Here is a 13,490-nt window from a genome sequence, read left to right on the forward strand (position 1 = left end):
CGACACCACCGCGACCGGCGCCCCGACCGTGGTTATCGTGGATGATGCCAACAACGACCAGATGCTGACCAAGGCCGAGATTGGCAATGATCAGATCCAGGTACGCGCCGGGATCAATCACGCAGACCTGGTTGCGGGCGGCAAGGTGACGCTGACCATCAACAATGGTGGGGTGAACAGCACTGTCCAGTTGACGCTCAAGGCCGATGGCACCCTGCTGGCAAGCAATGGCAAGAGCTACGGCTATCAGAATGGCACCATCAGCTGGACGGAGACGACCCCGGCCAACGGCAAGTCGTTGACGGTGACGACGACGCAGACCGACAAGGCGGGCAACGTCTCCCTGCCGGGCAGCGACAACGCGCAGATCCTGAATGAAGCGCCGGAGACGGCGAACAAGCAGGCAAACGGTCAGGAAGATGCCGCCAGCATCGCCATTCCGACCCTCAGTGGCAGCGACATCGATGGCAACGTGGTGAGTTTCACCATCAAGAGCCTGCCTGCCAACGGCATCCTCTATCTGAACGGGGTGGCTGTGACGGTGGATCAGAGCATTGCGGTGGCGGACGCCGGCAAGCTCACCTTCACTCCGAATGCGAACTGGAATGGCAACACCACCTTCAACTATGCGGCGGTAGACAACGACGGCGCCGTGGATGCGAGTCCCGCAACCGTGACCATCAAGGTGGATGCGGTCAACGATCTGCCGACGCTGACCATCTCCAATGGGGCTGTCGTCTCCGAAGAGGGGCTGGCAAACGGTATTGCCGACGCGGTCGGCAACCCGGATACCACCAACGTCATCAAGGCGTCCGGTACCCTCTCGGTGGGCGACATCGACAGCAGCACGCTCAATATCTCCCTGAACGGACCGGCCGGGCTGACGTCCGGTGGGGCCAAGGTCCAATGGAGCTGGGATGCGGGCAGCAAGACGCTGGTCGGCTACACGGGGGCGATTGGCGGCGCCGATTACAAGGCGGTGGTCGAGGTCAAGCTGACGGCACCCAATGCCAGCGGCAAGGGAGAGTGGACCTATGACGTGACCCTCAAGGGCCCCCTCGACCACGGGGATACGACCTCGGAAGACAAGCTGTCGTTCCAGCTGGACGTGGAGGTCTCCGATGGCAGTGGCGTCACCAAGGGCAAGCTGGATGTCAGCGTCGAGGACGACTCCCCCATTGCCGGCAACAGCGATGCCGTTTCCGTGGTGAAGACCGATATTCCGAACGTGCTGACCGGGCTCTTCGACCTGACCAAGTACAGTGGCAACCAGAGCACCCTGAACATGGCGGGCTTTACCATCAGCGCCCTGGGCTTCAAGTCGGCAACTGATTCCTCACTGGTAACGGCGGAGGTCAACGGCTCCAGCTCGGGGCTGGGGGTGGCCAGCGGTGCTGCGCCTTACCACAACCTCGCCAACGAGATTGACTTCCGTCACTTTGCCGACGGATCGTCCGCCTCCGAGCAGCTGATCATCAGGCTGGATGCGGGCAAGGTCGCCTACGGCGCCAACATCAAGTTCAGCAAGATGTTTGGTGGCGAGCTGGAGAGCGGGGTCGTGGAGTTCTATCGCGGTGGTGTGCTGATCAGCACCCTGGTATTCAACTCCAACGCATCGGGTGGGGAGTTCAACCAGAACTTCCAGGTGCAGCAGGGTGGCTTCGATACCATGGTGATCAAGGCGACCAACAACGGCAACACCAATACCTCCGACAACAGCGACTTCACCGTACAGAGCATCGAGTTCCTCGGTGCCAACACGGCGCAGGCCATCGCCTATGGTTCCGGCACCGTGACCCCGCAGTGGGGGGCGGACGGCAAGGGCTCCATCGGGCTGGTGCTGGACCCGGCGACCTTCGAGAATGGTCTGCGGACGGCTTCCGGCTCAGCCATCGCCATCACCGCCAGCGGGGCCAATACCCTGCTCGGGAAGGATGCGGGCGGCAACCTCGTCTTCAAGCTGGAGTTCACGCCAGCCACCGGCAAGTGGGAGTTCTTCCAGTACCAGCGCATGTCCAAACCCCTGGGTGATGGTGACATCGACTTCCAGATCCGGGTGGTGGATGGTGACGGTGACGCCAGCATTGGCTCCTTTGCCACCAAGCCTCTGTTCACGCCGCTGGTTCAGGGTGTCTCCAGCGAGAGCGTGACTGAAGGGGGCAACCTGTTGCACAAGGTCACCTTGTCCGATGCGACCCAGGAAGCGACCGAATACGATTTCGCCATTCGCGGATCGGGCAACAACCCCGCCTCCAACCAGGACTGGGGCAATGCCCAGTTCAGCAACGGCGTGACCTACAACAGCACCACCGGCAAGATCACGGTACCGGCGGGCGTGACAGACTTCACGGTGACCATCCCGACGGTGAACGATCGTCTGGTCGAGACGAACGAGACCCTCTCGGTGACCATCGGTGGTCAGAGCGGGACCGGTACCATAGTGGACAATGATCGGGCGCCGACGGCGGCTGGCGGCCACAGCGTCGGTGCCGAAGATCAGCCCCAGGTCCTGACCTGGGCCCAGTTCGGTGCCAGCGACGATCAGGACGCGACTGATCTCGGGGTGCAGATCAACACCCTGCCGCTGAACGGTACCCTCGAATACCTCAATGCGGCTGGGCAGTGGGTTGCGGTGCAAACCGGATCCCTCATCTCCTATGCCGAGGTGAACGCAGGCCATCTGCGCTTCGTGCCAGGTCTGAACGAATCGAGCACCCATGCCGCCAACGGCAACGGCGCCGTGGTCGGCAACATGAAGGGCGACTATGCCAGCATCGGCTATCAGATAAGCGACGGTGCCAACCTCAGCAACGGCAGCAAGCTGGTGATCGACGTGGCGGCGGTGGCCGACAAGCCGACCGTCAACCTGAGTCTGGTGGGCAACGGTATTCCCCTTTACAACCTGAGCTTCCCGAGCGCGGGGATCACCACGGGCCAGTTCCAGTCCGGCAACTTCGACAAGGGGGCCCTCGGGATCACCAAGACCCTGACCGATAGCTCTTCTGGTCAGGATCTGGTCAATGGCACCAGCGGCAACGACTACATCGTGAGCCAGAAGGGAGGCGGCGACAGCCTGGTCGGCAACCAGGGGGATGACATTCTGGTGGGCAGCGATGCCATCCAGGGCGATTCCCTCTACGGCGGTGAAGGCAACGACATCCTGGTCTCCGGTCTTGGCAATGACGGCCTCTATGGCGGGACTGGCACGGACATCGCCGTGCTGCCCGGCAATCGTGCCGACTACTCCATCAAGAAGGGCGAGGGTTATTCGAACAACGACAAGTGGTTCGACTTCGTCGTGTTCGAGCGGGGCGTCGGGGTGACCAAGGCCCTGCACGACATGGAATATGTCCAGTTCGCAGACGGCATCTACCAGATCAACCAGACCACGGGTGAGCTGACCCTGGTTCCGCCGACCAAGGTGGATTACCCGGTCGAGCTGACGGCCTCCCTCACCGACAGGGATGGCAGCGAGGTGTTTGACAGCCTGGTGCTGAGCGGCATGCCCAAAGGCTCCGAGCTCTACAAGGGCAGCCAGTTGCTGGGTACCGTCGGGGACGATGGCAAGCTGACCTTCACCGCGTCGAACAAGCTGTGGAGCAGCAATGCACTGGATCTGAACTTGAGCGGCCTGACTCTGCGGGTACCGGGTGACAAGGCGGGCCTGGTCAATCTCAAGGTCGATGTCATCGCCAAGGAGGTCGGGACCGATCTGACCAGTACCGCGACCGATGACGACAGCATCCGCCTGAGCTACTTCAACGCCACCGAAGGGGAGCCGGGGGACCAGAACCGGACCTATGGCAGCGAGCACAATATCGTGGTGGGGGATCTGGATGGCAGCGTGATGCTGCCGGGCCAGAACTACAACCTCGCCTTTATGGTCGACAGCTCCGGCAGTATCGGCAGTGACGCCATGGCGACCATCAGAACCCAGCTGTCCCAAGTGTTTACCAGCCTCAAGAACTCTGCGGGGGCAGCCGGTGCGGGCAAGGTCAATATCTTCCTGGTGGACTTTGATACGTTGGCCAACAAATCGGTGAGCGTGAACCTCAAGGATTCGGATGCGTTGACCAAGTTGCAGGCGATCCTCGACAGCATGGATGGCAGCAAAGACAGTGGCGGCGGGACCAACTATGAAGATGTGTTCCAGACCACGGCCAACTGGTTCAACAGTTCGACCGCACAAGGTAATACGAATGCCAAGAACCTGACCTATTTCATTACCGATGGCAAGCCGACCTTCTATCTGGACAGTGAGGGAGGCAATCCGATCGTCAATGATAAGTTCTGGGATGATGATGTTCGTCTTAACACGGTGCTTAAGGGCAGCTATGTGGCGGGCAAAATCTATAACAATGATGGGAAGACCATCATTGATGCTCAGGGCAGGGTCTACTCCTACGACTGGCGGGGTACCCAGAGCACCATCGGAGCCATGCGACCAGATGGTAAAGGCGGTTACGTATACTGGTCTCTTGGCGGCAATGGGCAGGACTCCTCTGACACAACCATCACCAACTCGGTAGCCGGCTTCGGGCTGCTGACCGGCATGGGAGTGACCGTCGAGGCGATCGGACTGGGAGCGAATATCTCCTATAACGATCTCAAGTCCTACGACTCTGATGGTGTTATCAAGACAGGGGTCAATGCCTCCGATCTCGCCAATGCCATCCTGGGGACGCCGGTCAGCAACCTGCCCGGCGTTGACAGGCTGGATGGCGGTGCGGGCGACGACATCCTGTTTGGCGACGCTGTTCGCTTCACCGGCATCAGCGGGGAAGGGTATGCGGCCATCAAGCAGTATGTGAGCGGCAAGCTGGGGGCCGGGTCGGTGACCGATGCCCAGGTGCATGCCTACATCACGGATCATGCCAGCGAGTTCGATCAGTCGTCGACCAATGACAAGGGTGACACCCTCCTCGGCGGTGATGGCAATGACATCCTGTTCGGTCAGGGGGGTGATGACTTCCTGTACGGCGGTGCCGGCAACGACACCCTGTTCGGTGGTAGCGGCAACGACACCCTCTATGGGGAAAGCGGCAACGATCGCCTCTATGGCGGCAGTGGCAACGACACCCTCTATGGCGGTACCGGCAACGACATCTTGAGCGGCGGGCTGGGCAACGACATCCTGATCGGGGGGGCCGGCAACGACATCCTCATGGGGGATGCAGGTGCCGATACCTTCACCTGGCTGAAGGGGGATACCGAGGCTGGCAAGGTGGCCAAGGACTACATCGTCGATTTCAGCAAGTCGGAAGGGGACAAGCTGGATCTGAGCGACTTGCTCGACAGTGATGGCAGCAAGAGCGAGAGCTCCTTGAAGAGCCTGCTCTCGGTGTTCCAGGACAGCGAAGGGGTGCACCTGCAGGTCAAGGAGAGCAGTGCTGCGCCGGTGACCCAGGAGATAGTGCTGATGAACCACACCTTCGACACCCTGACGGGCGGTTCAGGGACGACGGCCAACCAGGTGATCGATTTCATGTTGCAAAACAACATGTTGGATATCAACAAGTAACAGCCAAGCGGGCTGGGCAAAAGCGGCAGAGCAATCTGCCGCTTTTTTTATGGGGGATTTTTGGGGGGATGGGCGCAGACGAGGGGGAGGGCAATGCAAGGAGAAGATAAAAAAGGGCGCCCTTCAAGAGAAGGGCGCCCGGGGTAGACGGGATGATTGCCAGAGGATCAGGCGTTGACCCCTGCCAGGCGGGAGCCGCGCTGGAAGCAGTTGGCCAGCAGCAGCAAGGTGGTGACACCGACGGTGCCGAGTACCAGCCAGGGCAACCAGGGTTGCCCCTGGGCCATGGCGTAGTCGTGCAGGGCGCCGCCCCCCACGTAACCCGTCATGCCCCCGAGCGCCAGCCCCAGTCGGCTGAAGCCCATGTAGCTGCCCCGCGCCCCCGGTTGTGCCAGCTTGGTCATCAGGGTTTCCCGCGCCGGCTCGGCGATGACGATGCCGAGATAGAAGCAGGCGAGCAGCAGGAAGACGGCGGGCAAGGTGGTGGCAAAGGCCACCAGCCCGATCCCCGTGGTCATCAGCAGCACCCCCGCCATCAGACGGTTCTCCAGCTTGAAGTGGCGCTCGCCGAACCGGGCAAGGGGGTAGAGCAGGGCCAGGGAGATGGCCGTCTCCAGGGTATACATCCAGCCCACCGCCGTGGTGCTGCCCGCCATCTGTTTGACCAGAATGGGGAAGATCAGCATGACCTGCACCCAGAGCGCGTAGTAGCCGCTTAAGATCAGCACCAGTCGGCAGAAAGCCTTGTCCGCCAGCACCTGGCCGAGGCCGTCCCGGATCGGCGTCGGACGTACCGAAAGCTTGTAAGGGGGCAGGATCATCAGGTTGCACAGGGCGGCGCAGACGAAGAGGCCGGCACCCAGCAGGCAGACGTATTCAAAATCGAAGTTGAGCAGCCAGCTGCCGAGCAGGGCTCCCACCACGGCGCCAGCGCTCTCCAGCATCATCAGCAGGGAGATGTAGCGACCCCGCTCCCGTGGCCGGGTGAACTTGATCACCAGGGCGGCGCGGGGGGGATCGAACAGGCAGCCACCCAACCCCGAGATGATGCAGGAGAGGATCAGCTCCAATCCGCTCTGGGCATAGGCCAGGCTGGCAAACCCCAGCGCCCGCAGCAGCATGCCGCAGACGATGAGGGGGCGCGCCCCGAACTTGTCGGCGAGGGAGCCGCCAAAGACCCCCAGCCCTTGCTGGGTAAGCTGACGCAGCCCCAGTGCCAGTCCCACCACACCGGCGGCCCAGCCCAGTTGGTCGACGAAGCGCAGGCTGATCATGGGCATCACCACGAAGAAGCCCAGGATCACCAGCAGGGAATCCAATGCCAAGAACCACCGCCCCAACCGCCTCGCCCGATCCACCATGACCCTGATACCTCTGTTTGCTTCGCTGATATTGTTGTCTTTCTTGCCCGAACGGCGCCGTCACCAAACAGAGCCAAGGGGGATGACAACTCCCTGGCTCGGTGGCGTTCAGCCGGTTCATGACGATTGATGCTGCTATTCTGGTGGGGCTCCAGATATAGTGGTAGCCGACAACTGGCTATATTTCATATTGGATTTGGTTATGGCTATGACCCTCGACGATTTGCAACTGCTGCTGGATGTGGCCAACCGTGGCAGCTTCAGCAAGGTGGCCGCCATTCGCGGCTGGTCACAACCCATGGTGAGCCAGCGCATTGCCGTGCTGGAGCAGGAGCTGGGTCAGTCCCTGTTCCGTCGCCATCGTCGGGGGGCCACCCCGACCCCGGCCTGCGAGCAGTTTCTGCCTGCCGCGACTGCGGCCCTGAGCGCACTGGAAGGGGGGCGGCTGGCGATGCAGGGGGCGCCTGCATTGCCGCGGATCCGGCTCTCCTGCCTCCCCTCTCTGACCACGGCGGTGTTCGGCCCCCTGCTGCTGGCCCTGGTGGATGAGACCTTCGAGATCCGCTGCAACACGGATCACTCTGGCATCATCATGCAGGAGTTGCTGACCGGCGAGACCGACGTGGGCTTTATTCTCAAGTGCCCTGCCATCGCGGGCATCCAGCTCGAACTGCTTTACCGTTCCCCGATCATCGCCGTGGCCTGCGCCACCCACCCGCTGGCCGGGCGGCAGGGGCTGACCCTGCAGGACATTGCCAACGAGCGGCTGGCGCCCCAGCAGTGGGGGACGGGCTGCGACGAGCTGATCCTGCAGTTACGCCTGCTGCGCCAGGTGGCGAGTCCGCTGCACGCCATCCAGCCAGCGAGTGCGGCGCGGGAGCTGGCGCTGGAGCACGGCTTCATCACCCTGATGCCGGCGCTCGCCATCACCCGGGATCTGGAGTTCGGTCGCCTGGTGAAGCTGGACGTGGTGGATCTGCCACCGGATCACTGGGACGTGATGATGGCCTGGCGCAGCGGCAAGCGCCCCAATCCCGCCAAGGAGCGGGTGCTGGAGGCGGCCCGTACCCTGGCCCGGCGCTGGTCGGGCAAGCGGACATAAAAAAGCGCCGGACCAGGCCGGCGCTCTTCGCTTATTCCCCTTGATGCCCGCTCAGACTCAGTAGCTGGCCTTGAGGGTGACGCCGGAGAAGGCGCTGAACCCGCTCAGCTGCACGTGCCAGGTCCCCGCCTTGGGGGCGTTCAGGGTACAGGTTTCGGCATTGCCGCTCTTGTAGGGGCGGCAGTCATAGCTGCTGGCGGTCGGCGCGCTGCCGAACTTCACGTAGAGATCCGCATCCCCGCTGCCGCCGCTGCTGGTCACCACCAGCTGGCTTCTGCCGGCGGGCACCTCGACGGTGAAGTTCAGCTTGCCCCCCTTGGCGGCGGTGAGATTGCTCACCGGTACCCCGTTTTGCAGCACGCTGCCCGGTTGGGGCGTGGTGCCGCCGCAGTTGGCATTGACCCCGACGGCGGTGAAGGCGGCTGCCACGTCGCTCACGCTGTAGCCGAGATCCGTGGCGGCCCTGGTTACCCCGCACGCCCCCTGATCGAAGGTGGTATTGGGGCCCCAGTAGAGGCGGTTGGCCAGCACGAACACCTCGAACGCCTTGCGGGTTTGCCAGCCGCTGGTGTTGGCCAGCAGGTAGAAGGCGCGGTTGTAGACCCCGGAACTGTGGTGCACGTCGATGCCGTCATAGTAATCGCTGGCGTGGCCGATGGACTTGCCGTCCCGGGCCGGGTCCTCGAAGTAGCGCAAGGAGCCGTTGCCCTTGAAGATCTGGGCCCCTACCAGCCAGTCGTTGCTGCCCTTCATGTAGTATTCGGCCGCTTCCCCCGCCATGTCGGAGAAGGCCTCGTTGATGCCGCCGGACTGACCGGAGTAGACCAGTCCTGAGTTCTGCTCGGTGAAGCCATGGCTCACCTCGTGGGCTGCCACATCCAGGCTTACCAGTGGATAGAAGGTGGTGGCCCCGTCGCCGAAGGTCATCTGGCTGCCGTCCCAGAAGGCGTTCTCGTAGTTGCGGCTGTAGTGCACCCGCATCTTGAGCTTGAAGCTCAGCGGCGCCGTGTTGTACCAGTTGCGGTACATGTCGAACACCACGTTGCCGAAGTAGTGGGCATCGTTGAGAGGGGAGTAAGCACCGTTGATCTCCTTGACCGTGTTCTCCGGGCAGGTGAACTGGTGGATGGTGCCCCCCGTGGTGCCGTGATTCATGTTGAGGGTGTCCACATTGGTCCCCGTCATGCGGCAGTTGTCATCCACCTGGAGGGGGCTAAAGTCGGCGCCGTAAAAATACTTGCCGGTCTTGACGTTGCCCCCCGGGCCGGTGGCGTCCTTGTGGTTGATCCCCTCCCAGCGTTTGAGCTCGCTGCCGGTCTGGGCGTCGATCATCACGAAGGGGCGGCTCGGTTCCTTGCTGGCGGCGAGCCAGGAGACCAGATAGACCAGTCTGGCCTGGCCGGTCTCATCCTGCATCACGAACAGCTTGACCTGTTCGTTGCTCCCCTTGGCACCGCTGCGAGCCTGGCGTGCGGCGTCGCTGGCGGAGAGGGCTACGGCCGGGCCCGTCAGGTCGGCATCGATCTTGCGCAGCATGGTGCCGGACACCTGATTGACCTGGCCCCCCAGCGCCTGATCGGCCACCAGAACCTGGCCCCACACCGGAATCCCCTGCCAGGTCTGCTCATAGCGTATCCGCTGCTGGCCATTGGGCAGCGTCACCGCCCGCACCTTGCGAAACTCGCCATCCCCGGCGCCAAGGGCGCCAATCTTGGCGGCGCCGCTCACCGCAGCGGTCAGGTCGGAGACCTGGTTCACTTCCACCTGTTCTGCCGCCATGGCGGCGCTTCCCCAGCAGGCCAGCATGACGGCCAAATAGACTTTGTTCATCTCGTCTTTCCTTAGTCGATGAAGATTACACGCCGGGTCCGTTGCCCGGCGCTCTTACACTAGTGGGAAGGGGGAAAATAACGGCCTGTCATTTGTCACAGGGCAGCGAAAACAGGTAGCACGATTCACTTTTACAGCGTCAATCATCCACAAATACTGGTAATGGCAGCATGTTGAACCGCTGTGAGGGGTGATTGATGACCTTGGGATCAAGGTGCCCGCATGGGGATCGCCATATGGGGGTTGCCAGCGGGGAAGCCAGTTGAAAAGTCCTTGGCAAACAAGGGATTGATTGACTACATTGGCTCCCATGCCGGCAGATGGCCGGAGTGGAACCGGGGAGGAGTGGCGATGTTTTCATGGCAACTGGATGACGAGCTGGCGCTCCTGTTCCTGCAACCCGACATGGCCAGCGAGCTGTTTCGCCTCTGCCAGCGCAACCGCGACTACCTCTCCCAGTGGCTGCCCTGGGTGCCCCACATCCAGCAGCCCGCCGACAGCGCCACCTTCATTCGCCACGCCATCGAGAAGTTTGCCCGGGGGGAGGGGCTGACCACGGCCATCGAGTATCAGGGGGAGGTGGTCGGCGTCATCGGTTACAACCAGATCGATCAGGATCTCGGCAAGGTGACCATCGGCTACTGGCTGGCGGAGCGCTGGCAGGGGCACGGCATCATCACCCGGGCCTGCCAGGCCCTGATCCATCACGCCTTCGAGGAGATGGGGATGGAGAAGGTAGAGATCAGCGCCGCCCTCGAGAACGAGGCGAGCCGGGCCGTGTGCGAGCGGCTGGGAATGACCCAGGAGGGGATGACCCGGCGGGCGGAGCGGCTGGCGGACAGGGTGGTGGATCATGTGCACTACGGCCTGCTGCGGGACGAGTGGCTGAGGCTGAGGGATCTCTGATGACCCTTCTGTCCGCTTCCAACCTCCTGAGGGCGAGATGACGACGCTGCCCCACATTGTCACCCCCCGCACCCGGCTGACCGTGCTGACCCCGGAGCGGGCCTGTCTGATGGTGGATTTCTATCTGCGCAATCGCGCCCATCTGTCCCCCTGGGAGCCCAGGCGGGAGGAGAGCTTCTACACCCTCGCCCACTGGCAGACCCGCTTGCGCGACGGTTACGGCCACTATTTCGAGGGCAGTGCCGTGCAACTGGTGGCGCTCGATCCCAGGGGGGAGCGGGTGCTCGCCACCTGCAATTTCACGAACATTGTGATGGGCATGTTCAAGGCGTGCCACCTGGGCTATGCCATCGACAAGGAGCACGAGGGGCAGGGCCTGATGCAGGAGGTGGTGGCCGCCGGCATCGATCACCTGTTCCGGGAGCGGGGCCTGCATCGCATCATGGCCAGCTACATGCCCGCGAACCTGCGAAGCGGCGCGCTCCTCGAACGGCTGGGGTTCGAGCAGGAGGGGTACGCTCGGGACTATCTGATGATCAACGGCCGCTGGGAGGACCACGTCCTCACCGCGCTCATCAACCCCGCTGGCTAGCAGAGCCGTTGTCGAAAGGAGGGCTGGCGGGTGACCGCCATCGCTTTTTCACTGCAAGATCGCACTATCTGTACGCCTCTCATACCCCTGGGGATAAAAGCGTGTAAAATTGCGCCCTGAATTTTCCCGGCCGGCAGACGCAGGCCGCGACTCCATACATGCAAGGCAGACATTGTGACAGAAGTAGATAGATTCGCGGACATTCGCCCCTATCGCGATGAAGAAGTACCGGCTGCCATCGAGCGGCTGATCCAGGATGACGAGTTTATCGGCGCCATCGCCAAATACCGCTTCGGTTCCCTGATGAGCTGGCTGGGTTGGGCCATTCGCCCGCTGATCCGCCAGTTCCTGCGCCACAAGTGGGCCAAGGTCAGCACCATCCATCAGGTACAGATGGGGGTGACCCGCTACATGACCCGGATGATCGCCACCTCCACCCAGGGAGTGAGCTTCTCCGGGCTCGAACACCTCAAGAAGGAGCAGGGCTACCTGTTCGTCTCCAACCACAGGGACATCGCCATGGATCCGGCGTTCGTCAACTGGGGGCTGCACACCCACGGGTTCGATACCGTGCGCATCGCCATCGGCGACAACCTGCTGCGCAAGCCCTGCGCCACCGAGCTGATGAAGCTCAACAAGAGCTTCATCGTCAAGCGCTCCGCCAAGGGACCGCGGGAGATGATGAAGGCCCTCGGCGAGCTGTCGGCCTACATCGGCCAGTCGGTGCACGAGGGGCACTCCATCTGGATCGCCCAGAAGGAGGGGCGCGCCAAGGACGGGGATGACAAGACGGATCCGGCCATCCTCAAGATGTTCTACGTGGACGGCAAGAAGCAGAAGATCGACTTCGTCGACTACATGCGCAGCCTCAACATCGTGCCGGTGAGCATCAGCTACGAGCTGGATCCCACCGACAAGGCCAAGGCGCGCGAGCTCTACGAGAAGTCGGTCAACGGCAGCTACGAGAAGGGCGAGTTCGAGGACATCGAGAGTATCGTCGCGGGCATCGTCGGCCAGAAGGGGCGGGTACATGTCTCCTTCGGTGCCCCCATCACCGAGGGTTTCAGCGATCCGGACGAGCTGGCGGCGCTCATCGACAAGGCGATCTGGAGCAGCTATCGCCTCTTCCCGGGCAACTACCTCGCGGCGGATGTGCCCGGCAAGGCCAGCACCATAGAGCAAAGTGCCTTCCTGACTCGCCAGTCCGAGGTGCCACAAGAGCACAAGGCCATCTGGCGCGCCATGTACGCCAAGCCGGTGGAAAACGCCGGAAAGGTTTGAATGGCACCGCTTTTGAGCGGGTGATGGAAAAAAAACGGGAGCAGATGCTCCCGTTTTTGCGTCTGGTCAAAGTCGGGGGAGATTGGGTAGTGAATAATATTGTTTCAACTGGTACGATCATCGGGTGAATGGGCGAGTATCTCTTGGCAGGGGCGGACGAGTATGCAACAGTGACTCGGCACCATCGGCTAGGAAGCGACAGCGCCCCCGTCTGCACGGATGGCAGACGAGACGATAAAAGGACCTTCAATGGTCCTTTTTCATTGGTGCACAAAGATAGACCACAGATATACCTAAGGATGCGAACCTCATGATCACCGGCAGTCTGGATACCTTGCAACGCACCCCCTTACCCGCCCCCCTGAACCGTATCGTGGCCGAGGTGGTGCAAAGCGTCGAACGCTGGCTGCACGCCCCCCTCGGCAAGCAGGAGGTCTACGGCCTCACGCTGTTCTGCCTGGTGAGCGAGGATCTGACAGAGCCGGTGGCGGAGCGCCGGGGCGAGTTTCATGAGCAGTATCTGGACATCCAGCTGCTGCTGCGCGGCGAGGAGTGGATCGGCGTGGGCCCTCACGCCTACAGCCGGGACGGTGCCGATCATCCTCACCCCGATCTCTGGTTCGTCGATGACGAGCAGACCAGTTATCTGGCGTTGCAGCCCGGCGACTTCGCCATCTTCTGGCCGGGAGAACTGCATCGCCCCCTCTGTACCCTGACGACCCCAGGTCCGGTCAAGAAGCTGGTCGTCAAGGTTCACCAGTCGCTGCTGACCGGCGCCTGAGTGGCATTCGGGGCCTGGAGTCCCGAGTGATTGGGCCAACAGAGGCCCGTTGCGAATCGCTGATTCGACGCGCGCGCCAGACGAACGGTCTGCGCCCAACGATTTGAAAAATTGGA

The 13,490-nt window shown here is 62.2% G+C and carries 8 protein-coding genes; 6 read left to right on the top strand and 2 right to left on the bottom strand.

Annotated elements, in window-relative coordinates; translation table 11 throughout:
* Positions 1-28 precede the first annotated feature (28 nt).
* Positions 29-5,521: a type I secretion C-terminal target domain-containing protein gene (locus BN1120_RS10495; protein ID WP_330217866.1), complete on the top strand. Its 5,493-nt coding sequence runs from the start codon at positions 29-31 to the stop codon at positions 5,519-5,521.
* 167 nt (positions 5,522-5,688) lie between these two features.
* Here BN1120_RS10495 and mdtH read toward each other — a convergent pair whose 3' ends face one another.
* On the bottom strand, positions 5,689-6,882 hold the full coding sequence (mdtH, locus tag BN1120_RS10500; RefSeq protein WP_042016037.1) for a multidrug efflux MFS transporter MdtH: 1,194 nt from the start codon (positions 6,880-6,882) through the stop codon (positions 5,689-5,691).
* A 202-nt stretch (positions 6,883-7,084) separates the two neighbouring features.
* Between mdtH and BN1120_RS10505 the strand changes: the two genes are divergently transcribed.
* Positions 7,085-7,984 (top strand): LysR family transcriptional regulator, encoded by a 900-nt coding sequence (locus tag BN1120_RS10505; RefSeq protein WP_029314793.1) that lies wholly within the window; start codon positions 7,085-7,087, stop codon positions 7,982-7,984.
* A 57-nt stretch (positions 7,985-8,041) separates the two neighbouring features.
* Here BN1120_RS10505 and BN1120_RS10510 read toward each other — a convergent pair whose 3' ends face one another.
* Positions 8,042-9,814, bottom strand: coding sequence for a M4 family metallopeptidase (locus tag BN1120_RS10510; RefSeq protein ID WP_042016039.1), 1,773 nt, complete (start codon positions 9,812-9,814; stop codon positions 8,042-8,044).
* A 351-nt stretch (positions 9,815-10,165) separates the two neighbouring features.
* Between BN1120_RS10510 and BN1120_RS10515 the strand changes: the two genes are divergently transcribed.
* The 4 genes from BN1120_RS10515 to BN1120_RS10530 all read left to right on the top strand — a co-directional run bounded on the left by BN1120_RS10515 (position 10,166) and on the right by BN1120_RS10530 (position 13,374).
* On the top strand, positions 10,166-10,720 hold the full coding sequence (locus BN1120_RS10515) for a GNAT family N-acetyltransferase (RefSeq protein ID WP_042016040.1): 555 nt from the start codon (positions 10,166-10,168) through the stop codon (positions 10,718-10,720).
* A gap of 37 nt (positions 10,721-10,757) precedes the next feature.
* Positions 10,758-11,312: a GNAT family N-acetyltransferase gene (locus BN1120_RS10520; RefSeq protein ID WP_042016041.1), complete on the top strand. Its 555-nt coding sequence runs from the start codon at positions 10,758-10,760 to the stop codon at positions 11,310-11,312.
* A 174-nt stretch (positions 11,313-11,486) separates the two neighbouring features.
* Positions 11,487-12,593 (top strand): 1-acyl-sn-glycerol-3-phosphate acyltransferase, encoded by a 1,107-nt coding sequence (locus BN1120_RS10525; RefSeq protein ID WP_042016043.1) that lies wholly within the window; start codon positions 11,487-11,489, stop codon positions 12,591-12,593.
* A gap of 310 nt (positions 12,594-12,903) precedes the next feature.
* The gene (locus BN1120_RS10530) at positions 12,904-13,374 is read left to right on the top strand and encodes a NanQ anomerase/TabA/YiaL family protein (protein ID WP_042016044.1); all 471 of its coding nucleotides are present in this window, start codon (positions 12,904-12,906) and stop codon (positions 13,372-13,374) included.
* The last annotated feature ends 116 nt before the right edge of the window (positions 13,375-13,490 follow it).

The sequence above is a fragment of the Aeromonas caviae genome, from assembly GCF_000819785.1.
Lineage (GTDB): Bacteria > Pseudomonadota > Gammaproteobacteria > Enterobacterales > Aeromonadaceae > Aeromonas > Aeromonas caviae.